Genomic DNA, 23,830 nt, shown 5'->3' with positions numbered 1-23,830 from the left:
GCCAAAAAAGGTCGCTCCGGGACAACGTACAAACCAGGATCACCAAGAATGGGAGCCTTTATCCTGGAAGGCGGCTTCGAAAGCATTTGGCCTCGGCGTCGGTTCGTCCTGTCACTTTGCTGTCGCTTCGCGAACGCGGGGCTTGCGCTTGGGACTATTTTATTTAGCCGAGTTGCGCTGGCGCTAGGTATGTCGGACTCGCGCTTCGACCTTGCCGGCTACCGGGCCAAAGACGATCGCAGGCACTTGGTCAAAGCTGGAAATTACATGATCTGGCTGCACCGAAGCTTGATCGGGTGTCCAGCGTGGCTGAAATCCTCCTGGGAAATAGATTGTTTCAAACCCAACTGCTTTCGCCGGGCCGATATCACGGTCGAGTTGGTCGCCAACCATGAAGGCTCGCTCAGGCGCGCCAGTCAAGGAAAGCATCCGCCTATAGAGGTCCGGTGTCTTTCGGCCTTCTATAATCCGATCAAAAAAATTGGTGAGTTCAAGAAGGTTGGCATTTCGCTCTACCTTAGCCTTTGCTCCTTCGGTCACAATCAGAAGCAGACAGCCCGATTCTTTGAGCTTACGAAGTCCCTGTGCGACACCCTGGCGAATTCTTGGCACCTTTGCCAGATCGCCAAAAAAGCTCTCCTCGATTGCGGGGAGATCTCCCTCCGACAAGAGGTAGTCCTTGCCGCCACCCCATGCAGCCCGGGCCGCCTCGTTAGGCTTCGCACCCCTGAGTGCCAGTTCGGTGGCACGAACAAGCAACCGTGGGGGATAGCGCAAACCAGCATGATGGCGCTCTGCCAGGGCCTGATCGATTGCACGCACGAACCGAAGGCGATCTGCTTGCGGTGTCGTGGTGCCAATCCTGGATTCGACCGCGCCAAGAAGGGCAACCTGTGCGCCGGCGAACACTGCATCCGTGTCCCACAACGTGTTGTCGGCATCGACGAACACCGCAACTAGGTCAGGATTGCGACTCATGAGTTACGGTCCTCTACAAGGGCTTGGGGCTGCGGTCCCTGAGACCAAATTGTTGACCAATGGCCCTAACGACAGGCTAAGTTCAATTCCACAAGAATCCGACGCTGGCCTCGTCGGGTTGATGGTTGTTTTGGCAATCACTAGGAGAACCACAAATATGAGAAGAAAACGTAGGGCGCAAGCGAGCAGAAGTTGAGCAGGTTGTAAATATCTAAGCTTATCTGCAGTTTTCGTAGCAACTAAATACGCTTCGACGACATAATTTTCTAGGTATTTAACCTTTAGCTCTGGCCTCAGAGCGATATGGGTCTTCCCATCTTTTTCTACGTTGGTGACAAAGGAATTAACCCAACCGGTCGGCGAGACACCAATCATCTCTCGAAAAAAGAGGTATGATCGAGTTGGTCCAGCTTGACCATCGACTGTCGCCTCAGCCGGATACTTGAACGTCGTCCGTGTGGCGTGGAAGGTGACGAGGGCACCAGTCAACGCCGACAACACGAAAAGAGAGAAGCTCAAATAGGTACCCGCCAGGAGTAAACCCCACCCGACTGGAACGGCCCTAATCATTTGCAATGGGTACTCTCCGGTGAAGGTGGTGAAGAAGGCTCCGGCCAGTGCAGTTAGAAATGTTGTAACCGTCAGCAAACGAGTCGCCTTTTGGTCCTGATATTCGGTCTGCTGTTTCGCCTCGTTCAGTGACGCGCGGGCGAGGTCGATCGCTTTGTCCAAATCCTCATCAGCAGGATCAAGGTCTTTCCAACGCTTTGTCGCGTCGACCATCTCTTTGATGATCGCACCCGACGATACGCTCTCAATCTTCTCGGTCCCCAGGCGTGGGTAGAAGTCGATACCTTTGTTGCAAAATGAGCGGACGATGGCTTCAAACCACCCCAAATCAGCATGGGTGACGATCTTGTTAGCTCTCGGCCCAGTTTCTCCATTTTGATTCTCACTCATGTCTCCCCCTTCAGCCGATTCACCCGATATAGCACGGCTTATTTTTTTGGGTCGTCGTCTTGCTGAATGAAGGCAGAGCGTTGCAGCCTACTGACGCGCGAATTCGCCGAAAGTGACTGTTGAGAGCCCGGATCAAGTGTGACTCGTGGGATGGCGCCAGCCTGGTGCGTAATACAGGTTTGGGACCGCTTCTAGAGGCAGGTCAGCGAAACAGCTCAACCTCGTGCTGAATTGCCGGCAGCTGGCCAGTGATCGAGGACGGCACGAAGGATGCTGGCCGTTCCCTTTCCCTGGGCCCAGATAGGCTCGCCATTGGTCAGGGCGTCCTTCACGCAATAGAATGCTTGGTGGCTGCTGCTTTTCCAGGCGAAGACGAACATATCAGCGGTCTTCGCTAGGCCCGCGAGTTGCGGTGTTGCCACGAGGTCTGAATTTACAACTACCTTGCAGCCCGGGAACAGCTTCTCCAATGCAGCCTTGGCACGGCTTCCGGCCGCTTCGGCCAGCGTGTAAATGCCGATGGTCTTTCCATTGAGGCTTGGCATGGAGGATGTATCAGCCTCCGCCTCGGATTTGCGTTTAAGCACGCTGACCGCATCAGGCCCGACGCCATAATCCTTTGCAAGGGTCTCGATCGGTATCAGGTCGTGCGGTGCGAGGCGATGCGCGAAGCCAGACGCTTGGCCCAGCAAATGCAGGAACAGTCGTAGTCGCGCTTCGCGTTCCGCAGCGGACGAACAGGGCAAGATTGCCAGCGCTTCGCTGAGGTCTAGGCTCCAGGGTAGATAGGCATAGGAGCCGACCCGCTGCTGAACATCCTCGATATCGCTCATCAGGGAAACATACTCGCTGGACGACAGCCCTTGCTCGATCAGGATGCTGGCTAGCTGCGCTAGCAAGTCGAGATCGGTCCGAGAAAGTGCGTCATCCATCGCGATCAGCATAAACAAGAGCGATGCGATCGGCTTCGTCGCCGGCGGTGGAACGGCATCTGTGGGGAAGATACTCGCGAACATCTGGGGCACTGCCGCCCGCGCGATCGCGCTCGCTTTACCGTGTAGACCGCCGATGATGTCGGCGAACCGCCGCGCCAACTGGCCGCTCTCCCGGAGTTTGGCGGCATCCCAATTAGTCGGCGCGGATTGAACATCCTGTTCAGCCGCGGTGAGGTCGCGGCCTGCCTGCAATTGGTCTGCCCAACTGATCCATGGATTGGCACTCGCATCAGCCGGCTTCTCCGCTGGTGGCGGACCAGGAGATTGCGCCTCCCGAAGGCTTTCGATCTTGCTGGCAATTCCCGGGGGCAGCCCAGCAACCACGTCCGCGCCTGCCTCATCCACCAAAGTAAGCAGTCGTTGGCGCGCCTCGGTTGTCCCGATCGTCCCGACGCACGACACCAGCCGGCTGATGGTCTTCCTGCTAGGAGGAAGCCGCAGATAGAACTCAAAGGCGCGGTCGAATTGCCCGTCATCGAAGGCTTCGTCAGCTTCGTCCGCGGTGGTCGCTGCCAGCAGCGTCAGCGCGGGTTCTGCAGCGCGCGGCGCTGCGGAGAGCGAGGGGGTGCCGGGCGGTAACAGGTCGAGCAGCCCGGCGATGATCGCTGGGTCAGGTTTGGCTTGCAGTTGCTCGAACAGCAGAAACGCCTTGACTACACGTGGCGCCCGAATTCCCCGGCGGGACGCGAATAGCTTCGGATAGGGGATTGCGATATGGCGCGCGAACGCATCACGGATCGCGGCCGGTTCGCCGCCGGCCTCCACCTCATCGACATAGGTTCGGTAAAGTGCCTCGATCAGGTCCGCGAGGATCTGCGGCGGCAGCGCCAGATCGGCCATCGTCTTGATGAGCCAGTGATCGCGCGCGATTTGCGGCCACAGCCCAAGGCCAGCGCTTAGCCGCACCTCAAGGTAGCGGAGGTTCTCCTCATTGAGGCGGCCTGTCTGCTTGAGCTCGGCGATCATCGCCTCTGCTTGGGCTTCGTCGCCGGCGAGTAGCGCACGCTCGAAGTCGCTGCGGATGGCCCCAATTGGGCGGACGCGCGTGCGTGTTGCTGGCGGCCTCCGTTCGAGCACGCCTGCAAACTCGCTCAGCCGTGCAGAGATCGCCTCCATTGCCGCGTCGTCGGGTCCTGTGAACCGATATACAATTCCGCCGAAGCGGTCCCGAAGCGCTGCGGCCATCGGCTCGTTCGAGTCCTCGGCGACCCGCTCGAAGCGGCTAAGCCAGGTCGGGCCCAACCATGCGTTGATCTCATCGCGAAGCTCGTACGCGCCGGAATGACCCTGCGTGGTCGCAAACCAGCCGGCGATCTTGCCGCCCCGCGCGAAAGGCAGAATAAGCGGCGCACCCGGGCGCGGGGCGGCGAGAAGGCCGAGCCACTGCCGCACCTGGTCCGACTCTCGTGCCGAAGCGGACCCGTCGAGCAGCGACGACCAGCTCAACTCGTTGGGCGTCGAAAAGAAGCGCGCCAGCCACTCCTGCTCTCGCTCGGGCAGATGCTCGATCACCTGCCTGCTCCCACATAGGACTCGAAGTTGATACGCGCCTCGGCGAGCGTCTTGGGCGTGGTGTCGTAGACGACCATTTCGTCGTTCAATTCGAGGCCGTTGTAGGTGAGGTTCATAGAGCCCGTCAGAAGGCCGCGCTTCAGCAGCACGCCTTTGGTGTGCAGGTGCCGGCGGCGGACGATGGAAAGCTTGTCGGCGAGCCCGCCTTCGTCCGCCGCCATGGCGAGCGCGTCGATCAGCGGGTCATTGTGACCATCAAGGCTCGTCGCGATGCCTAGCGCCGTCCCGCGGGCCATCACGTCAGTCATCACCTCGATCAGCCGGATCTCGCGATTGCCCCATTCCGGATTGATCGTACCGAAGCCTCCAGCGCGGTTGTCGAACAAGACGATGTTGCTAATCCACGGGCTGACGAGCCAGGCGCGCTCGCCTCCGGGCGCCAGCAGTTCGCCAAGGAACATCATCTGAAGGAGTTCGCGGATCAGGTGCTGGCTTGTCACCGCGCTTTTGAAGATTCGTCGCGTCTCGAAGGTCATTGCAGTGCCTCCGCAACATCGACATCGACATGGAAGACGTTCTCCACTCGCCTGACTGCCTGCACGCGCGCGAAAACTGAGAGATAGACCGTCTGTACCGGATTAGTGGCGAGGAAGCTCAAGGCGTCGGCGAGCAGCGGTGCTGCCGACATTCGACACATCAGGGTGGCGGCCCCGACCTCGGCAAGGCGATCAAGACAATAATCCTGCCAGCCGTCGACTTCCAGATCGATCAGGCTCGCATCTTCGGCAAGATAGGCCTGCAGCAGCAACGGGTCTGGTGCCGGCAGGTCGGCGAAGGGTGAGTAGGTCCTCAGCCCGGACTGGCGAATGTGGGCGCCGCGCGGCCAAAGCAGACCATAGATCACACCGAACCGCCACTGGTCGGGATTGACCGTTGGGGCGTCGATTCCGGCGAGCCCGAGCGCTGCATCGATGTCGTCAGACCGCGCCAGGCGATAGGCCAGCACACGCGCGTCGAGGTCGACGCTCAGCCGCTCTTCCTCGGCATTCCAGAGGCGCACCGCGTCGAGGAAAAAGGCGTCGCTGTCGATGCTCGAGCCGGGACGAAGGATCCGGTTTGTCAGCGCAACAAGGAACGCGTGGAAGGTGACAAAACCCTCATCCGCCAGGGTGTGACGAAGCGCCGTGAAGCTTGCATGGCTCTCCTCGGCACCTGATGCCTGCCGAAACGCGCGCGTTGCAGCGGGCAGCGGCTCGTCGCTGTCGCCTTCGACCACGGCGGCGAGGAAGCGACTCAACTGGAAATCGCTCAGAGAGAAATCATTGTCTCGCAGGGCAGCGGTCATCAGGCTGAAGAAGCGGCGTGGATCTTCTACATATTGACGCTGCGCCTCTTCGATCTGGCCGTTGCCCCCAGGCGTCATCTCACTGATCCAGATCTCGCCATTGGGAACCCCGGCGAGCACATCGTCTTGCTCGCGCGGGCCAGCGGTGACGTCGAGTACCAGGCTGTCGGCGTCGATTTGTGGGCAGAGGTTCGTGATCGCGCTCAAGGCTGCCGCGCCGACGGTAGACGCATAACGCTCGCGAAGCCACGGCTCCCATCCAGCATCGATCGGGATCCATAGGATTGCCGCGAGGCTGAACAGGCTGTCGACAACCTCCTTGTCGGCCAGGAAGCCAGCCAGATCCTGCCGAAGCTTGTCCTGCTGATTACCCTGGGCATTGGCATCGTCGACGATCGGCGACTGGAACAGGATGCTGAGCGTCCGGTCGAGGTCGAGTTCAGCGCTGCCGTCGGCAAGGCGTCCCGCGGCCTCCCTCAGGGAAATCCGATGCGCCATTGCCTCATTGCTGAGCGCGGCCAGCATGAGATGAGCCAGCCAGTCGCGTGCGAACGGGTTGTCGACTGCTTCGAGAAAAGGTCCGTAAACTGCTTGGTGATGAAAGCGCGCGGTCCGCATCGCACGATATCGCGGGTCCGCCTCGTCCCCGAGGTTCGACCACAAGGCTTCAGGGAAGCGAAGCCGGATGCACATCGCGTCGACCGCGAGGCCAAAGCCGAGCGCGGCCGCCTCTCCGGCGACTTCGAAATGGAACTCCTTGTTCAGCGATCTGCCGTCGCGGAAGCGAATGCCGGCATCGCTGCCGAGCGCCATCCGGCGTACCTCGATCGGGCTCAGCCCTTCGTGTGTGTAGAAGCGGATATCCTCGATCAACGGAGTCCAGGGGCCACCCCGGGGCGGGTCCAGCACCAGGCCGGACTCGCGCGCGACAAGCTGGCCGCGCCAGCGAAGTCGAGCGTTCGAGGTATCGACCACCGTGCCGGGCGGCGGCTGAACCTCCAGCACTAGGGGACGATAGACCGGGACCTGTCCTACCGAGCCGGCGACGATAATCCGCCCGTCACTGAGCCTATCCAGACGCGCAAACGGTTCGAGCGGAACTACTTGTACTCGGTTTTGATCGAGTGGCGGACACATCCAATGACGCTCGAACGCATGGCTCATGCCGTAGCGCCGTGACACGCGTCCCGGCGCGAACTCTCGAAGCGCCTGTGCGATGGGCATCCCCACTTTGTCGGGCGTGACGCTACCAGGCTGTGGGAGGACAATACTGACCTCGGGCAGGTTAAGATCGCTGAACAAATTCGCCGGCGCGAACTCCGGCAGGGGCGAATTGAACACTTGGAAATCGTCGCCGGGCTGCCCCCAGGCGCGCCAATTGCTCTCGAGCCGGCGAAGCGCGGTCGGCAGGACCTGCGTCATCAGAGGCCGGGGGTGATCCCAGAGCAGCGGCAAGACTGTACTCTCGTCTATCTTCAAGGCGGAGGCGAGATATGCGGAATAGCGGTCCAGTTCGGCTGGGATGGTGAGGATGCGATTGATGAGGCCTGCAAGCGCAGTCTGGCGCGCGCGCTGGTAGCTGCTGTCGGTGCTGGCCGATAGGTCGAGCCAGACGCTGCCTTGCCGCTGATAGTCCAGTGCCTGGCTGAGATAATCGAGCGTCGCATAGACTGCCTGGATCCGCATGACGTACCGATTGCCTACAGGCAGTGTACGAAGCGGCAGTTCCGGATCGAAAAGCAGGTCATAGCCTTGATAGGCGAGCCGGTCCCGGCCATAGTCCGACAGCACCGCCACAGTCCAAGGCCGCATCCGGCGCGAACGACCCGCGCGGCCCTTGCGCTGGAGGAACTGGGCAACATCGCGCGGCGCCTTGTGCTGAATGACTGCGCCAACTCGCGGATCATTGAAACCGACCTCGAGCGAGGCGGTCGCGACGATAATGTCGAGATTGTTGCCGACGCCGGGGTCCATTGACATCACGCGGCCCACCGACTTTCGGTCCTGGGGCTGTAAGGTGTGGCCGATCTGGACCACTGCCTCCCAATCTTGGCCATGCAGCTTGCGCTGTTCGATCGGCAGCGGCCGGCGGAGCGACGCGAGTCCGCCATCGGGCCTGTTCACCAGGTCTGGCGCCCCGCTGCTCCTGCGACCCTCGGCGTCTAGCATGGCGAAGTACATGCGGTTGGTGACGTCGATGTCGTCGGTGAAGATGAAAACGCGCTCGCCGATAATGCCGCGGCTCTTTCGCTCGTCGGGCGCGTCCAGCAGCCGAGAGAGCAGCATGCCCGTCTGGATCGTGGTCGACAGCAAAGCTGTGCGCGACACCGGATCGCCGCGCAGTGCCAGAAGATACTCAGCGCCCTCGGCGATCATGTCGCTGTTAGCCGGCGCGATTTCGACCGACGACTGCTCATACAAGCCGGTCAGTTGCGCGAAGAAGCGCGCTCCGTCCCTGAGTGTCGCCGACAGTCCGACGAAGCTGACATGCTGGCGGACCAATCGTCGCCAACGGCGAAGTAAGAACGCGACTTGGGCGCCGGAGATGCCAGCATAAGTATGAACCTCGTCCAACAACATCATCTCGACGGGGCGCTGCGCCCGGTCGCCAATTCCGAACAGGTGCCGAAACCGATCGTCCCCCATCCGCTGGTTGAGCATCTCTGTGGTAGTGAACAGAATGTCCGGTGCTTCGGATCGCAACCGGTCGCGAGTCAGGATGATTTCGTCGCTCTCGATCCTGGCAGAGCACTCGAGGCACTCAAGCCGCTCGCGACTGGCTCGCCGATCGGCGTCGCGCCAGGCCATGTCCCCGGCGCAGCCCGGAGCCGGACAGCGCAGATATTCACAAACGAGCCCAGCCGATGTCTGCCGCCAGCCGCTGCGCGCGTCGTGCGCCTTTTCGGCTGAATGCGGCGTCGGACCGAAGAAGGTCCCAATCAGGATCTTGCGGTGGCCGCGCGAGGCCAGCGTCGCGTCGAGCCGCCGGGCCTGACTGTAGACCTCTGCAAACTGGTCTTTCAGCAGTTCGTTCCGGGGGTAAAGAGCCAGAACCTTGACCCAGCGACCCGCGGCGGCATCCCGCTGAATATGGGAGGCCACACGCGACAGCGCGGGCAGATAGAAGGCCAGCGTCTTGCCGCTGCCGGTGCCTGCACTGACCAACGTCGCGATGGATTGCGTGCCCTCTAAGCCCGACAGGATTCGTGCAGCCGCGGAGACCTGGAATCCGGCGAGCGCGAACTGCGGGCCAAAGCTTTCGACCAGCGCCGAAAGCGCCGCACGCGCAGCTTGGTCAGGCGTCGCGGCCGCGATGGTGGCGAGCGCTGCCGCCGCGCTGATCTCACGACGCGGGTAGCGCCGACGACGCCAGATGAACCGGAAGTCAGCTACGAGCGTCGGCGCTGCCTGCCAGCCGGTTGGTCCGCGATGTTGGGGAAAGAGTTGGCGCAACCGGAACAGCAGGCGGACACCTTCGGCCATGCGGGACCGGTATTGCGTGCCTGGCTCCTCGCCGATGTCGAACAGCAATGCTCGGCTGATCAGTTCTGCGATGACATGACCAGCGTCCAGAAAGCTGACGCCGGCCCCCAAGACAGGCTTGTCGAGCAGCGCATCGATGATCCCATGCATCTCGCCGGCCGACACATGTCCGTCGACCAGACCCCAGGTCAGCAACCGGGCTTCAAGCTGCTCAATCTTGTCCAGCGCAGTCAGCAACAGGGCTTCATCGGCTTCCATCTGCGCTCCGCGGCACGATACGATAAGTATCGAATGCATTGTTCTCTTCGAGCCACTTCAGCACGACGTCTGTGAGCAGGTCGAGCTTCGCTCCTCCGGTCTGAATGGCCTCAAGGAAACGCTTCACGTCGGCCGGCACGTCAAAATCGAACCCCTTGGCTGTCTCGGTCAGCCTTGCCGCAAGGGCCTTGACGCGATCGATTGCCGCCTTGTCGGCTGGCAGGTTGTCGAACTCGGCGCGGAACGCTTGATGAAGCTGCTCATAGGTCTTGAAAGCGGCGGTGTTCGCGGGCGTCATCGCAATGCGGCCCTTCACCACCGATGGGGCCTCGCCGGTAAACACGCTCTGCCTGTACTCCTTCCAACTCCTCACGACGCCGGCGCCAAGGTCTGTCGACGCCGTCTTGATCTCCTTGATCAAGTTAGCCCAGCCGCTGCCCTTCTTGAGCGTCGCCGCCTTCTCGTTGGCAGTGAACCTTTCGAGGGTTGAGGCGGCGCGTTTGCGGACAGTCGCAAGCGAAGGCGGCTCCGGCGTTTCGATCCCCGAGCCCATGAGCAGCCTGCGGTTGTCGAGCGCCCGACTGAACTCTGCCGCGGGTGGCGCGAGGTCCGAGCGGAGGTCCTCGAGCAAACCGGTTTCCTCCACGTTGGCCCCAAGTTGGTCTAGCGCCACCAGCCGCTCGTGAAGCGCCTTTGCGCGTGCGGGAAGCGAAGTACTCATGCGTCAGCCTCCACCGGCGCAGGCTGATTTCCACTCACGCCCTCGAGCAAACTCGCGATTTCCGCTGCCGCAATGCTTGGATCGGATTGGCCGCGAATAGCCTGCTGTTGTGCTACACGCGGTGCTGCCTCCATGACGATCTCATTGGCTATGGTCAAGAACGACATGGTGCGTTGGATCAGCCCTAAATCGAGCGATCCAAGTGCATTGAGCAGCTTCGGGATTTGCTCTCGATCGGCTTCATCGACGATCGTCGCCGTCTTGTCCACCAGGTCGACAAAGCGGCTTGTCTGAAATTCTGTGAGACGCGCCTCGAACTCATTTTGCCTGATCATGACGCCTGACGGCCAGCAATTCGTCTTCTGCAGCAGCGGGATGATTTCGCGCAGGTTGGCAACGAACGCGTTCTTGTCGAGATTCTCATCGACGAAATCTGCGATCTCGGCCCGAAAGGTGCGGAGCTTGGCGATGACTGCCTGCAGCTTGCCCCAGAGCCGGGCGTCGGTCATCGTCGGGATGAGCGTGCGTGCTTCCTCGGGAAGGCTCTCGGGAAGCGGACCCACTGGCGGATCGCCGGCCAGCACGTCTAGCAGGCGCGCGCTGTCAATTGCGAACGGTTTGTTTCCTGAACCCTGGAAGCTCGCGCTTCGATCGAGCAGAAGCCCCTGCAGGATGGCGCGCGTGCTTCGGCCATTGACCGAGCCCAGCGCCTGCGCGCGAAGCTGATCCCACCCCTCTTCGAATGTTTGCGTCTCGACCTGTGGGGGCGACGAGAAGAGTCCGCGCAGCAGAGGCTCCGCGGCTGCTGCGCGAACCGGGGGCGAGAGGCCAATGATGCGCGACTGATTGAGCAATGCCCGACCCACCACTGCTGTTTGCGCGTTCGCCTCCGCAACTAGAATCGGCACCAGTTGCCTGACCAGGCGATCAATGATCGCGGCGCTCGCGACATAATCGACGTCGGCCTCCGGATAGTCCCAGCGGTGACCGTTGAAGCCAAATCTCAGTGCGCCGAGGAGGCCCTCGCGAAGTGTGCCATCGTCATCCTCGCGCTGGTCACAGACTACGAGAATGCGTCCGCCTACAGGATTGTTGCGCGCACCAGCAATCCAAAGCCAAGTCGCCTTGATATCCTCGTCTGGAATCCGGAGCGCGGACCAGTTGATCGCGCCCTTCAGCATTGCGGCCAGCGCGCTGCGAAGTTCGCGAGCGTCGGTCTGCACAAGTTCCGTTCCGGACGTCCAGGCATCAAGTTTCTTCAGCCAAGTCGCCACGCGCGGATCCTGCTCGAAAGCAAATGCCGGGGGCGGCGGCGAGGGGGTCGTATCTTCGCCGCCGGTCGGTCCAATCGGCGGCGTTGAATCGCGCTCCGGCACGAAAGTGACTTTGGCGAGTTCGCTAGGTGTCGGAAGCGAGAAGGTCGCAAAGATTGCCGGCGGTACATGGGCGAGGGCAGCTTGATCGGCGGCGTTGCCGGCCCACACTGCGAGCGCGGAAGCCAGGCGCCGCTTGATGGGTTCGGGCTGGCTCGTCTGTCTGACCAAGCCGGCGAGATAGACGTTCGGCCGCAGCCCATGGAAGTCGGGCGGTGGGAAATTGCCGTTGACGAACGTGCTCCGCATCAGAAGCGGGCGACGGAGGATCTCGTTTATGACGCGACGCGGGTTGAAAACGAGCCGGCCTCCTTCCGCCAGATGCCGCTGGACGAGCTGCTCGACTGCGAGACGGTTGAATGGAAATAGCGCGTGGCCTAGTGTGGAATAGCCAAAAGCGTTTAGCGCCTCGCCTTCCTCATCTCTCTGCTCCTCGTCACGCCAGGCGGGTAGCCAGCCGGTGAGCCCGTCGCCTGCACCGCGGCGGTCAAACCGCTTGCGCAGGCCGCCTTCACCCCAGCGCGCCGCGTTCAGATAAGCGCCGACCATCTCGATCACTGCGCCCTTGATCTCATCATCACTCTGCTCACGGTTGCCGATGACCCAGACCCGCTGCGCCCGCGTGAGGATCGTGTCGCGAGAGGCAAGATAGCCATCGGTGAGCGCAAGCGCCGTCCGCATGGTAGCGCGCACCTTCTTGCCGTCATGTGTACCTTCCTGCACGCAGACCTTGAGCAACACGTCCTGGATGCCTGACAGCGCTGCGAAATCCTCGACGAGCAGGACGAGGTCCATTTCGTTCTTCAGCAGGATATCACGGATTCCTAGGATGATGTCCTGTAAGGTGATTCCGCCGGTACTCTGCTCGAGCTGAAAGACGTTGCCGATCGCTGTATCGACGATGGTGTTGAGCAGGTCAGCCGCGGCCTGGCGGCGGCGAACATCCTGGACCGCGAGCTGCGTCTGATAATAGGTCTTAACCGACAGGGCCGCATTGTTAAGATCGATCCCGTCGGGAAGGATGAGATCCTTGGCGAAAAACTGGGACTGGCTCTCGTCGCCCTCGACCCCGTCCTCACGGCCCTGCAAGGCGCGCGCAACCACTCTGGCGAGAACCGCTTCGTCGAAATGGTCCTTGAGTGCCGCGTCACCGAAAAGTTTAGGCAGCATCTGCGCATGGCCGATGAGCGGTCTAAGCTCGGCAGCACGTTCCTTATGCTCGCGCGCCTCGACGACGAGGGCCTCGGCCCGGCTGGCGAGCGCATTCTCGATTTGTGCTCGGAACAAGACGACGGCCTTGCGCTTGTCGACTTCGGCGACGGCGCGGGTGAGGTCCGATCGCGATTTCTCGAATCTCGGGTCGCCGGCCAACGGCTCAAGGATCAACTCGACGACCCGGCGCAGGCTTGCGCTCTTGGGAATTCGGATTATGTGGAGCTGTTCGCGCCGCGGCGAGCGCTGGAGTTGCGCATCAAGCCACCGAATGATGTGTGACTTCCCTACACCCGAGGGACCGGTGATCGGAAACAGCAGATATCCGCCCGGAACGTCGTCGGAGAGAAAGGCATCGAGCAATTCCTGCTCGGACGCCGGAGTCTCGATGTTCGTACCGGCATTCCGCGTCGTGAGCGGAGTCGGCTGATGCACCGCGAGCAGGACCGATACGTCCGCGGTCTCGGCTTCGTTCTTGATGCAGGCATTGACGTGATCGGGCTCGGGCCAATATTTCTCAAGCATCAGCGGGCCTTTCCTGCCTTAACAAGCCCGGCATGCGAGACATCCCGCCATGTGCGCGCGTTGCTGCCGGTAAGCGTTACGACGCCCTCGGGGTCGCTTCGGTTTGAAAGCGTGATGAAGCCCTCACGGTCGAGGCGCTGGATCGCCCGAGACAAGGAAGACGAGACGAGGCCGGCACGAAGGCGGGGCCAGGCGCTGTCCTTCAACGCTGCCTCGACCTGCAACCGATAAGCGCCACCATCGAGGACGGGCAGCACCGAGGCGGTGCGCTCTACGAAGGCTGGGCCGGACAGTTCTCGGCTCGATCCGAAGATGTCGGTGAGCGCGTCGCGGAGCGCCTCGGTGGGGTCGACGACCCATTGCACGCCGTCGCGGGCAAAGCCCAGATATAGCATCCAGGTTTTGAGGCCATTCCAGCGGGTATTGTTCTGAGCGATCTTCTGACTGCCGCTGTCGATCAACTGTCGCGCCTCCAGTTCAGCCAACCGGTCGGAATTGGCATCAAGGGTATAGACATCCTGGGCCAGCATCCACGCCACGCCTCTCGACAGATCGGCGCTCCTAGCTTCCTCGCTTTCCCAGAAGCGCATATTGTTGGCCCGCAGCAACGCCACGGCCCTTGCCACTTTAGGGAGGCGCGCTTCCGCATCTTCTGCGCTCTTGCCGAGGGCAGAGCGGTAAGGCTCGGCGATAATGATGACGCCCATATTTTCGCCGAACAGGCCAAGTTCGGTCCAGCGGTTCAACGTTCTTGTCAACTGGCTGGTGTCGAACGAATCAGCCGCGCCCCCACATGCGAGGATCAGGTCTTCGCGCCCCTTTGGACCGAAGCGAACGAGGGCGCGAACGAGCACGATCAGCACATTGAACAGCCCGTCGCTGGCTTGGTTGAGGATACTCACAGGCGCGCTCCGAGCTTGAATTGATCGACCGACAGGACATTGGTTCCGGTGTCGGCGATGCGGCGCACAGCGTTCCACGGATCCAGCGTCGAGGCCGGCGTCATGATGACATGCAGCGGCCGTTTCATCGTGAACAGATACTTGGGCAGCCCGGCGCCGACCGCGCCAGTCCAGACCGTGACGCGCGGAAGCTCGTACGACGATGGCCGGAGCACTTCCTCCTCGAGCGACTGCAGCAGCAGCACATGGTCGTCGCTGTGCTTGTGTAGTCCGGCAAGCGAGGGGTTTCGCTCCCGGAAGGCGGTCTGCGTGCCGATCTCGCGCACCCCGAACATAGCGACGAAGTCGCGCAGCAGGGAGACAAGAGCGGTATCGTCCATGGGCTCTTCGACGGGAAGGATGACGGGCTCCTCAAGATAGAGTTGCGGGAACCGGCTGACGAAGAGGCTGAGATCGAAATGGCCGACATGCTCGATGCCGTATGCGGGCGGCGCCGAATAGTCGGTGTTCTTCGTCCCCATGCGGCGGTGGGCCGGGCACCCTCCGCAGGCGGGCGATACGATCACCGACCGGCCCGGGGCGTTGCTGCGATAAAGATCGTCCAGCAGCAGCGAGACCTCGCTCGTGCCGCCCAGCAGTTTGTCGAGCAACGCGCGGTTCTCGGTGGCCTCATCGAACGCGCGCTGCCGTTCCTCGCCGATGAGGCATTCGAACCGCGTCTGGCTCATGTGCTCGAAATCGGTCATGCCCACCACCGTGCGCTGGAAATAGTCCGTCCAGTGCTCATCACTGCGAAGCTCGAATGCGAACTCGGTCTCGTCCTCTTGCTGCGCGATGCGCGATGGCGGCTGCGATTCAAGCTCGAGCATGCCGGCCCGCGCCATCATGATCAGCGTTCGCATGTTCCAGGATTGATTGTAATCGGACTGTCTCCGCAGCCGTGGCGGGACGGCAGCCAAATCCACCTCGAGCAATCGGCCAAGCGCATCGAGTTGGGTGCTACCGCCATACATGGTCGACCACCGTTCGAACGCAAGGTCGTCGCTGATCAGCGAAGGTGAGGCGATCTGGTTGGCGATTTCCTGGTCTTCGCGCGAATAGATCAGGAATGAGGCCGAGGGACAGCCGTCTCGCCCTCCGCGCCCGACTTCCTGATAGAAGCGATCGAGCGTCTCCGGGACGGCGGCATGGATCACCGTGCGCACGTCCCGCTTGTCGATCCCGACGCCGAACGCGGAGGTGGCGACCACCCCGTCGAGTTCGTTGTCGGACCATTGATCGATGATCCGGACACGATCGGCGTGGGCAGTCTCGCCATGAAAGCAGTCAATGCGCGCACAGCCTTCCTTGCGCAGACGCTTGATCCACCGCCTCGCATCGCTGCGCTTAGTCACATAGAGGATGAATGGCCGCGGCGCGTGCCGCAAGATTTCAAGGACCTTGCGGTCCTTCTCCTCAGGATCGTCCTCGCGGTGGACCCAATATTGAGGTTCGGGCCGCAGATGGACCGAGGCGACCATGTGAACCGTGCGAGCCGGGCCGAAGAGAGCGTCGATCGTCTCCACGGTCTCCGGGGTTAGCGTCGCGGACATTAGCAGCGTCCGAAAGCGGCGACTGGTCGGGCAGGCCGCGAGCAATCCCCGTCGCACGCCTGCCAGCATCTGAAAGGCTGGTCGAAAACTGTCACCCCACTGGCTTACCAGGTGCGCCTCGTCGACGATCAGATAGGACAGCAATCCGGCGTACGCCGTCTCGTATAGCGACGGCAGCAAGGCTCCGGTCACCGCTTCGGGCGAGCAATAAAGGATGCCTTGGCGGCCCTCGCGTATCGCGGCCTTGATCGCCGCTCGTTCCTCCACGCTGAGGCCGGAATGCCAAGCGAGCGAAGGCACATCACGCCGGGGAAAGCGGCGCTTGAGCATTTGCCGCATTTGACGGGCCTGATCGAGCACTAGTGCCGTGGTCGGAACGACGCACAGCGACAATCCACCTTCCAATCCGCGGGCGAGGACCGGGGCCTGTGCAACGAAGCTCTTCCCAGACCCGGTCGGCAAGGCGACGACGAGAGTCTCTCCGGGCGGCAGCAGAAAGGCGCTGCGCACCGCCTCGCGCTGGCCCGGCGACACATAGCTGTCGAATCCGCTCGCTTCGCCGAGGAACGGGTCGATCGGCCGCTGCCAATCGAGCCGAACATTCTGCTCGGCGAAGATGTCCTCGAAAACCGGATTGTCGCTGTCGTCGAGCCAATCAGCGCGCCACGGTCGAGCTTCGACTAGGAAATAGCCTTGCGTCTCGCTATGAGCCCGCACCCCGAAATTCGCCCAGGAAGCTCGGTCCGGCCAGCCCGCGCGAGAGGGTACGCGCAACTGCGCCTGCTGGCCCGCACGAAGGGACTGGCGTCGCAATACGTGCCTAAAAAGGGCCATGGCATCATATGCACTTTGCAGCCGCCCAGTTGCCTGTGAGGCTTTCAGGATCTGAGCTAGGCGATCGAAGACCCCGTCGCGAGGTCCGGAGCCGCCAATCTCGTTCCGAGGGTCGAGCAGAAAGTCTTGCAGACCTACGAAGTCGAATGCGCCCATCACAGGTCACTCGAAATGCGCTCGGTGACAGAGCGGCTCGCCGAGACGAAGATCGCGCCAACAGTGTCGAGCCGAACCTGAGGGATGCGAATGCCCTCTGTTAGCGCAGCAGCGAGTTGCTCCTCAAACGCAAGCTCGGTGTCGTCGCCAGCACTCACTGCGGCGCGAGCGCGAGCCCGCAACTGGCCCAGCCGCCTCTGATCGGCCCGTAGAGCGCGCTGCTCCGCTTTCGCGAGGCTTTCGATGAGATCGGGGTCCGCGCGAAGCGCGTTTTCGGCCACTTCCCGCGCCTTAAGGCAAAGGTCAGACCAATGGGCGAACTCCGGAAGGTGCAACTGTGACAGGCGTTGCCACCGGCGAGCATTAAGATTGAGGTCGCGAGCCCCGTTCTGATCCGGTTCGACTCGATAGCGTCGCGTAAGGAGCGAAAGAAGCGCGTGATCGGTCACCAGCGTCAGTTCGCGGTCGAGCCAAAACGAGCGGTAAAAGGGCGGGAGTGCCATGTCGCCGCGACGCCGGATCGCTGCGTTCGCCGCGCTATCGTTGCGTTCGTGTCGGCTGAGAACTCTGTCCGCGGCCGCGACGTCGGCTTCGAGGACGAAGTCGAACCGGAAGAAGACATCGGCTGTGGGATCGCCGACATGGCTGGGAGCAAAGCGCCACATAGCAAAGGAACGGCCGCGATCGTCCGACTCGGTGAACGCCGTAATGCCGCTGATCAGGTCATCGCCGTAGCGCAGCAAGCCCACGCCATTGGCGCGCGCGCGCGGATGCAACGCGGTGCGTCGGCGAAAGGTGTAGGGCATAGTCCGGATCGTCCTGTCGCCTCTATATCTCGGACCGAAGTCTAGTGCAGCGTCACAATGCGCCAGGAAGGTTGGTAGCGGAATGAGTGTTTGACGCCCGGGGGTGGTGGAGTAGATGTATCGGAACGGCGTTCCTGCCCCAGCGCTAGGCGCGAACCGCGGCTCGTCGAGATGCTCAAATCTTAGAGTTTTTTCGAGCCAGATCGTCGTATCGCTCGCGATCGCGCGCCAATCGTCTTCGATCGCGGAGAGACCGTTGAAAAGAGCCGCAGGTGGCGTGCCGAGGGCATCGAGTGCATCCTGCTGATCTAGCGCCGAGATTTCTCGCTCGATCTCGCCGTGTTCGCCGGTGCTCCTCGCTGTGAGATCAATGAGCCCTTCGGCGCCCTCGACGAACAGCGGAAGCGCGAAGCCTCGCATAGTGCTTTCCAGCAGATATTGTAGGCTCGCCACCGATCGGTCGAAAACTTTGAGCGCTGTACCGAGATAGCCCACCCAAGCCATCTCAAAAGGGTCGTCCTCGCAAGCGAGCACGACGGACCGTACGGCCTGGTCGGATCCATAGCGATCAGCGCGACCTAAACGTTGCTCGATTCGATTGGGATTGAACGGGACGTCATAGTGAACCACGACTTTATTGCCGCCCTGAAGATTCAGACCCTCTTCCGCCCGTCGATCGCAAACCAGAATGGGTCGGTCGACGCTGTAGCTAAAAGCCCTCCACAGATCGTTGCTGGGGTCATGGCGGTCGACGACGATACCCAGTCTGTTCGCGATTCGATTTGCCAGGAGATCGGCAGTCTTGGCATCAGAACAGAAAACGATGCACTGCGAGCTTGTACTTACAAGCGGCTGCAACGCCTCAATCAGTGCGTCCGCGCGATCCGCGAACAAGCCAGGGCGCCCCAGGCACCGGCGAACCGCCTCGAACCGACTCTTATCACTAATTTTCCCGGTCTGCTGTGCCAGAAAACTGATTATCCCAGCCCCGGAGCTCGGATATTGCGATCCGCGATCGAGCACGCGCCAAAAGGTTTTCGCACGATCCGCCCACGGTGCCTCGCGGCCGGCTTCATCGAGCTTCGCCGACTCGCCGAACCGCCAGTCTTCCATTGCGGCGGTCAAGGCTGCCCGATCGCTGCTGCGATAGCGGACGATCGCGGCCCCTATTCTATCTGGCGTTATCCCGCTGACGTTTCGACGACGATGGCGCAAGATACGACGGTGCAGCCGATAGACTTCGCTCAGGTGGTCATGCAATTGATCGATCGCTTCCACCAGCGCCGGGTCACTCTCGTCTGGCATCGTATCGACAACGGCGCCGAGCTTGGCAACGTGTTCCAGTAACAGTTCGTCCTCTGGAAACAGCCGGCGCAATTGATCTGTCACATAATCGAGAAACAGCACATTTTCCGTTGTCAGACCGGCGACGATTTCTGCTAGGGGCTGCCGGCTTTCGACCTTGCGGCGGAACGAGTCCTCGCCATCGAGTGGATATGTCAGGGGATCGAGGAGATGGAGCATCCTCAGAAATCCGCGCTCATTATGAAGTGCTGGTGTCGCCGACAACAAGAGGACCCGCTCTATTAGTGGAACGGCGCGGGCGATATCCTGGTAGATGCCGGCCGCATTCGCGATACCGAGGTCGATCAGGTGGTGCGCCTCGTCGATGACGAGCATCGTCACCTTCGACAGAATCGCTCGAATCTGGTCATCGTCATCATGTGAAATCACATGAATACTGCGATCCAGATGGCGCCCGAGAAGAAATTTCTCGGAAAGCTCCGCGCGCCATTGGCTGACGAGTGGGGCAGGAACCGCCACGAGAACCGTGCAATTTTCTTTCACATCGAGAACGCATTGGCGGATAAGAACGCCCGCCTCGATCGTCTTTCCGAGGCCCACTTCGTCGGCAAGCAGGTAGCGCTGCACCGGGTCTTGCAGGATCCGTCGCACCACCTCAATCTGGTGCGGTTCGAGTTCGACAGCGCACGCAAGCAGCGCGGACATCCCCATCGACGCGGCCCGCTGAGACACCTGTGATCGGACAAACGCGCTGCGTCCATCCGAAAAGCCAGGGCTCTCGCTGATTTTGTTGGCGAGAAATGGTGTTGGGTCCCTAATTGGAAGTTCCCACCGAACGAACACAGAGTTGCATTTCAGCCGTTTGGACTTGCTTTCTGGAAACTGGATGAGTTGGCTTTCACCGCTATCTTTCAGCAGATGGCCAATTTCCCACGCCCCAGCGGCCTCATCGAAATGATATATGCGCGTCTGCTCCGGGAGGACTACATGCTCTATGTTGCTTTTGCCAATGTTGTGGACCAGAGGCTCCGATGTCGGCGAATCGAAATACTCTACAGACCGCAGTGATCCGTTCTGGCCAACTAGTTTCCCCACTCCCAGGGAAGCATACTTCCCAATTGCTCTAACGAACACGGATTCGCCGTCCCCTTCACCCTTCATTTCATTATGGTGAGGATTTGCATTCGTCTAGTGGCTCTCCCGGAAATCGGTACGAAGCGCGCCAACCCGGCGCAGGCGCCGCAGGTGGGGTGTGACCGCAACACCAGAAGAGCGTTCCCTCCGGGTATCAGCGGACGCCGGAAGGGCACTCGCTGCAAACGCGCTGCTAGCTCAGCTAGTATGCGTAAGTCGTGAGGCTGTCCGTACGCACTGCCAAGTTCCTTCGGCGATCCACGTGCAGAATGCAGTCCTGCGGGGCGGCGTTCAGAATTTGGGACGAGTGACTTGCGATGACGATCTGTGCAGGCAGGGAGTTTAAGAGCGCAACCAGCCGTTTCTGCAAGGTGGGGTGCAAATAGACTTCAGGTTCATCAAGGATGATGGTGCTCGCATCTCTGGCGCTGTAGAGATGCCACAGCAATTGTATAAATATCTGCAAGCCATCGCCCGACCATGATAATTCCTTTGGTACCCGGCTTCCCGGTTCGCGATAGAAGACGGAAATCCGATTGCCAACCATATCGAGATCGACGTCCTCCAGGCGCATTTCCGGTAGCCAGTCCTCGCAAAACCCTCGGAAGTCGTCCCACGAGGACGTTTTGCTCAACCGCCAGAGATGATTGCGAAAGTGCCTGCTAGCCAGGCGGCCACTGGAGTGCTTCGCGATGTACTTGGTGTCCTTGACCTGCTCCACGCGATCAAGAGGTGTGATGACCGGTATCGGAACAATCGGTAAAAACAGACTACGGACCTTGGCTGGGGTAGAAATGGCCCGCCCATTCTCGTCATGCAGCACAAAGAATGGCGCCTGATCATATGTAGCGTCCGGCCACACGATCTCTATCGTTGCGCCGCTTTCCCATCGAGCTTTAATCCTCGTCTCGTCGTCCCGGAACTCGTGACGGACAGGATCGTCCTCGTCCTCCGACGAACTCGGGACCCGATAGGCGGGAAACAAGACTCCGCCCCACGATATCTGCATGTGATGATTTTGTCGCTTGGCGAGGCGCAGGCAGCCTTCCGCCAACGCAATTGCCTCGAGGATCGTGCTCTTGCCCGCGCTGTTTGCTCCTGACACGAAGGCATGAGGGGCGAGGGCAGCCTCGACACGTTCGAAACCGCGAAAGCTGCGCAACTCAACCCTGATGATCATCCGACGGGCTCCCTCTGCGGATCACCTTAGGCTGGCGACGTCGACGTTCCAACCCCGGCAAGGCGGACCCGGAGGGGACATCAGGAAGATTGTTATGGCAACTAAAGTCACTGGAAACGCTAACTGGACTGCCCGGATTGGCAGACATTTCCCAGCCTCCGTCTCCGCCATCGCCGACTATCGCCTGCCGCAAATCCCGGTCACGCTCTCCGCTGGCTATGAGTATGATCAAACCAAGGCACTGGGAATGACATCCGGAGAAACTGAGCGTGAACACCTTCCTCACCGGTCTGCGCTTCAGCTTCGGGCTCCAACAGCCTCAAGGAAGAAGAACGCAAGGGACCAGCTTGGTCGATCTCGCCTGTCAATCTCTAGTGGTCTTATTCTGATATTTGCATCCCTCAATACAGGATCGTGGCTGGCGAAATTGCGGCACGCGTGCTGGCGCCCGCACGATTAGGCGGACTGCTCGAAACCTACACGAAATCGAGCAACGAGCGTGCTGGACAGATCAAAGATCAACTGGCGCAACTACGCCATTCCCACAAGGAAGCGGAGGTCTCGATTACTCGCCTGCTCGCTCTCGTGGAGAAGGGCTTGATGGGGACGACCCGAACCTGCGGGAGCGTCTGGTTGGCTTGAAAGTCCGCCGTGACGAGCTGGCGGTTGAGGTCGCCGAACTGGGCAAACGAGCCGGCAGTGGCGAAACGTTGATAACGCCGGAAAAGATCGCCAGGTTGTCGAACCTGCTGCGGGATAAGCTCACGATGGTTCACCTGAGTTGAGGCAGGCCTATGCTCGCTTTGTCGTCCAGCAGGTCACCGTGCAGGGGAAGGAAATCCGCATCAGCGGCTCGAAAGCCATCCTGGCACGCGCCGCATCAAGCGGAGTTGGCGACGATCCGCCCGCAGTTCTCTCTTTTTTCGGGGATACGCCCAACAAGACGGATGGAGGCCGGATAGAACTGGCGGAGCGGGTGGGATTCGAGCCGACGGTGGGCCAATCCCTCGGATCAAGGTATCGATCTGTCGTGCTGAATCTCACCAACAATGCGGTGCATTTCGGGCCTCTCATCGGGACCACAAATCTCAAATCATAGTCAAGTCATTGAAATATCTGGTACGCCCAATGGGAATCGAACCCCTGTTACCGCCGTGAAAGGGCGTTGGGCGATGGTGAAGTTCGTCCAAAGCCTTCCGTCACGCTGATCGCGGCAATCATCAGAGCAGCTCCATAGCGAAACCGGATTCTGTAGATATGCTGTAGATCAGCCGTTTTCCGGAGATTTTCAGGATCGACTAAGTCTTTGAAAAGATTGGCTCCCCGGGCCGGATTCGAACCAGCGACCAACCGGTTAACAGCCGGTTGCTCTACCACTGAGCTACCGGGGAACAGAGGCTCTCATGCGAGTGGCGCAGCCTATAGCAAACCCTTTTCGGCTTTGCAAAGAACCATTTCGCATTTTTCCGAGACTTTTTCGCTCAGGCGTTTCTCGCAATCGGCGGCGTTCGTCCTCATATTAGCCGTCTTGCGAGGGCGCGGAACCGAATGCGCGGTCGCGGCTTTCGTCAAGTGACATCCTCAAACCACCAGACGGACCAGCCATTCGAGATGACGGCAGCAGAAGAAAACCAGGCACCGGCGCGAAAGATATCGGTCTTCGGGCGCAAGTTCACCATGCCGCGTTCGCGCGGCCTCAGGATTGCAATCGGCGTGCTTTTGACGATTGGCGGCATTCTGGGGTTCTTGCCGATTCTCGGTTTCTGGATGGTGCCGCTCGGACTTTTGGTGCTCTCCTACGAATTCGCCATGGTGCGCCGCCATCGGCGCCGGTTCGTCGTCTGGTGGGAACGGCGGCGCCGGCCGGATTGATCGGCCACGCCGGGGACCTTGCCCGGCTTCGTCGCGGCGGCCTTTGGGGCCCGAATCAAATCGCAGCGCTATCCTGCGTTCCAGTGCTCGCCTCCTCCGGGGCGTCCTGCTGGCCTGCTCTCAGATCCTCGCTGATTTCCTTCAGGACGGCGGAAGCCGAGGCAAGGCGCGCGCGGTCGCGCGGTGAAAGCCGGCCGGTGCCTTCTATCTTGAGGCAATCCATGGCGTAGCGCACCAGCTCCTCGCACCCCAGCAGCGGCGAGCTGTCCGCGTTGTTGGTCGACTCGTCCGGTTTGGCCAGCTGCATGGCGCAGTCCTCCTCGGCCTCAACGCAGCCCGGTGCGCGGAGTTTCTCCCGATCCTCCGCCATGCTTAACGGCTTGCTAACGCAGCTCGAACCGCCCCGTCTCGCATTTAGGGCGGGGTGCGAGGACTGGCGCAGGCGAAACCGTCGCGAATGCATTGTCGCCGCTTGACGGCTTTTTCGCCGCAACCTATTGGAACCGGGTGGAACGCCGGGAGTAACGAGGCCTCGTGGCGGAGTGGTTACGCAGAGGACTGCAAATCCTTGCACCCCGGTTCGATTCCGGGCGAGGCCTCCAATCTCCGGGCTCCCGCGCGTCAGCGCAGGGAGCTCGCCGTTCCCGTCTAAATGAACCGCGATGTGGCGCGGCAAGCGGATTGGTT

Annotated in this window: 15 protein-coding genes and 2 tRNA genes; 4 read left to right on the top strand and 13 right to left on the bottom strand. The window is 61.0% G+C overall.

What is annotated here, in order from left to right; all coding sequences use genetic code 11:
• Positions 1–183: 183 nt before the first annotated feature.
• The 11 genes from LB541_RS16220 to LB541_RS16170 form a co-directional block, all read right to left on the bottom strand.
• Positions 184–978 (bottom strand): HAD family hydrolase, encoded by a 795-nt coding sequence (locus tag LB541_RS16220; protein ID WP_140665178.1) that lies wholly within the window; start codon positions 976–978, stop codon positions 184–186.
• A gap of 3 nt (positions 979–981) precedes the next feature.
• Positions 982–1,938, bottom strand: a complete 957-nt coding sequence (locus tag LB541_RS16215; protein WP_140665175.1) for a hypothetical protein — start codon at positions 1,936–1,938, stop codon at positions 982–984.
• 215 nt (positions 1,939–2,153) lie between these two features.
• The gene (dpdD, locus tag LB541_RS16210) at positions 2,154–4,445 is read right to left on the bottom strand and encodes a protein DpdD (protein ID WP_140665173.1); all 2,292 of its coding nucleotides are present in this window, start codon (positions 4,443–4,445) and stop codon (positions 2,154–2,156) included.
• Entirely contained in the window at positions 4,442–4,981 is a 540-nt protein-coding gene (gene dpdK, locus LB541_RS16205) for a phospholipase D-like domain-containing protein DpdK (protein WP_140665169.1), read from the bottom strand. Before dpdK ends, dpdD begins: the two co-directional genes overlap by 4 nt.
• Positions 4,978–9,531: a protein DpdJ gene (gene dpdJ, locus LB541_RS16200; RefSeq protein WP_224618977.1), complete on the bottom strand. Its 4,554-nt coding sequence runs from the start codon at positions 9,529–9,531 to the stop codon at positions 4,978–4,980. Before dpdJ ends, dpdK begins: the two co-directional genes overlap by 4 nt.
• A complete protein-coding gene (locus tag LB541_RS16195; RefSeq protein ID WP_224618974.1) occupies positions 9,518–10,177 on the bottom strand; it encodes a hypothetical protein in 660 nt (219 codons plus the stop codon). The genes dpdJ and LB541_RS16195 overlap by 14 nt, the downstream gene beginning before the upstream one ends.
• 71 nt (positions 10,178–10,248) lie before the next feature.
• Positions 10,249–13,362, bottom strand: coding sequence for a protein DpdH (gene dpdH / locus LB541_RS16190; protein ID WP_140665161.1), 3,114 nt, complete (start codon positions 13,360–13,362; stop codon positions 10,249–10,251).
• The gene (dpdG, locus tag LB541_RS16185) at positions 13,362–14,264 is read right to left on the bottom strand and encodes a protein DpdG (RefSeq protein ID WP_140665158.1); all 903 of its coding nucleotides are present in this window, start codon (positions 14,262–14,264) and stop codon (positions 13,362–13,364) included. Before dpdG ends, dpdH begins: the two co-directional genes overlap by 1 nt.
• Positions 14,261–16,846: a protein DpdF gene (dpdF, locus tag LB541_RS16180; RefSeq protein ID WP_140665156.1), complete on the bottom strand. Its 2,586-nt coding sequence runs from the start codon at positions 16,844–16,846 to the stop codon at positions 14,261–14,263. Before dpdF ends, dpdG begins: the two co-directional genes overlap by 4 nt.
• Positions 16,846–20,118, bottom strand: a complete 3,273-nt coding sequence (gene dpdE, locus LB541_RS16175) for a protein DpdE (protein ID WP_224618971.1) — start codon at positions 20,116–20,118, stop codon at positions 16,846–16,848. The genes dpdF and dpdE overlap by 1 nt, the downstream gene beginning before the upstream one ends.
• A 175-nt stretch (positions 20,119–20,293) precedes the next feature.
• Positions 20,294–21,271, bottom strand: a complete 978-nt coding sequence (locus tag LB541_RS16170; protein WP_140665151.1) for an AAA family ATPase — start codon at positions 21,269–21,271, stop codon at positions 20,294–20,296.
• A gap of 638 nt (positions 21,272–21,909) precedes the next feature.
• On the opposite strand from LB541_RS16170, the gene LB541_RS16165 reads away from it, so the two are divergent.
• Both LB541_RS16165 and LB541_RS16160 read left to right on the top strand, forming a co-directional pair.
• Entirely contained in the window at positions 21,910–22,056 is a 147-nt protein-coding gene (locus LB541_RS16165) for a hypothetical protein (RefSeq protein WP_181175107.1), read from the top strand.
• Positions 22,053–22,370, top strand: a complete 318-nt coding sequence (locus LB541_RS16160; protein ID WP_140665145.1) for a hypothetical protein — start codon at positions 22,053–22,055, stop codon at positions 22,368–22,370. Before LB541_RS16165 ends, LB541_RS16160 begins: the two co-directional genes overlap by 4 nt.
• Positions 22,371–22,587: 217 nt before the next feature.
• On the opposite strand, the gene LB541_RS16155 is transcribed toward LB541_RS16160, so the two are convergent.
• Positions 22,588–22,662 (bottom strand) — tRNA-Asn (locus tag LB541_RS16155).
• Positions 22,663–22,882: 220 nt separating this feature from the next.
• Here LB541_RS16155 and LB541_RS16150 point away from each other — a divergent pair.
• Entirely contained in the window at positions 22,883–23,143 is a 261-nt protein-coding gene (locus tag LB541_RS16150; protein WP_140495745.1) for a hypothetical protein, read from the top strand.
• A 55-nt stretch (positions 23,144–23,198) separates the two neighbouring features.
• On the opposite strand, the gene LB541_RS16145 is transcribed toward LB541_RS16150, so the two are convergent.
• Complete coding sequence (locus tag LB541_RS16145) at positions 23,199–23,450, bottom strand: hypothetical protein (RefSeq protein ID WP_140495746.1); 252 nt, start codon at positions 23,448–23,450, stop codon at positions 23,199–23,201.
• Between the two features lie 221 nt (positions 23,451–23,671).
• On the opposite strand from LB541_RS16145, the gene LB541_RS16140 reads away from it, so the two are divergent.
• Positions 23,672–23,745: transfer RNA gene (locus tag LB541_RS16140), tRNA-Cys, on the top strand.
• Positions 23,746–23,830: the final 85 nt, after the last annotated feature.

It is taken from the genome of Mesorhizobium sp. BR1-1-15, assembly GCF_020165475.1.
In the GTDB taxonomy this organism is placed as follows: domain Bacteria; phylum Pseudomonadota; class Alphaproteobacteria; order Rhizobiales; family Rhizobiaceae; genus Mesorhizobium.
The sequence above is the reverse complement of the archived record's forward strand: the minus strand, read 5'-3'. Positions and strand labels throughout refer to the sequence as shown.

What these genes read in the sequence shown, in the direction of transcription:
- LB541_RS16220 (WP_140665178.1), bottom strand. Translation starts at nt 978, where the DNA reads ATGAGTCGCAATCCTGACCTAGTTGCGGTGTTCGTCGATGCCGACAAC.
- dpdJ (WP_224618977.1), bottom strand. Translation starts at nt 9,531, where the DNA reads ATGGAAGCCGATGAAGCCCTGTTGCTGACTGCGCTGGACAAGATTGAG.
- dpdF (WP_140665156.1), bottom strand. Translation starts at nt 16,846, where the DNA reads ATGGGCGCATTCGACTTCGTAGGTCTGCAAGACTTTCTGCTCGACCCT.
- dpdE (WP_224618971.1), bottom strand. Translation starts at nt 20,118, where the DNA reads ATGAAGGGTGAAGGGGACGGCGAATCCGTGTTCGTTAGAGCAATTGGG.
- dpdK (WP_140665169.1), bottom strand. Translation starts at nt 4,981, where the DNA reads ATGACCTTCGAGACGCGACGAATCTTCAAAAGCGCGGTGACAAGCCAG.
- dpdH (WP_140665161.1), bottom strand. Translation starts at nt 13,362, where the DNA reads ATGCTTGAGAAATATTGGCCCGAGCCCGATCACGTCAATGCCTGCATC.
- LB541_RS16215 (WP_140665175.1), bottom strand. Translation starts at nt 1,938, where the DNA reads ATGAGTGAGAATCAAAATGGAGAAACTGGGCCGAGAGCTAACAAGATC.
- LB541_RS16170 (WP_140665151.1), bottom strand. Translation starts at nt 21,271, where the DNA reads ATGATCATCAGGGTTGAGTTGCGCAGCTTTCGCGGTTTCGAACGTGTC.
- LB541_RS16145 (WP_140495746.1), bottom strand. Translation starts at nt 23,450, where the DNA reads ATGCAGCTGGCCAAACCGGACGAGTCGACCAACAACGCGGACAGCTCG.
- LB541_RS16150 (WP_140495745.1), top strand. Translation starts at nt 22,883, where the DNA reads ATGACGGCAGCAGAAGAAAACCAGGCACCGGCGCGAAAGATATCGGTC.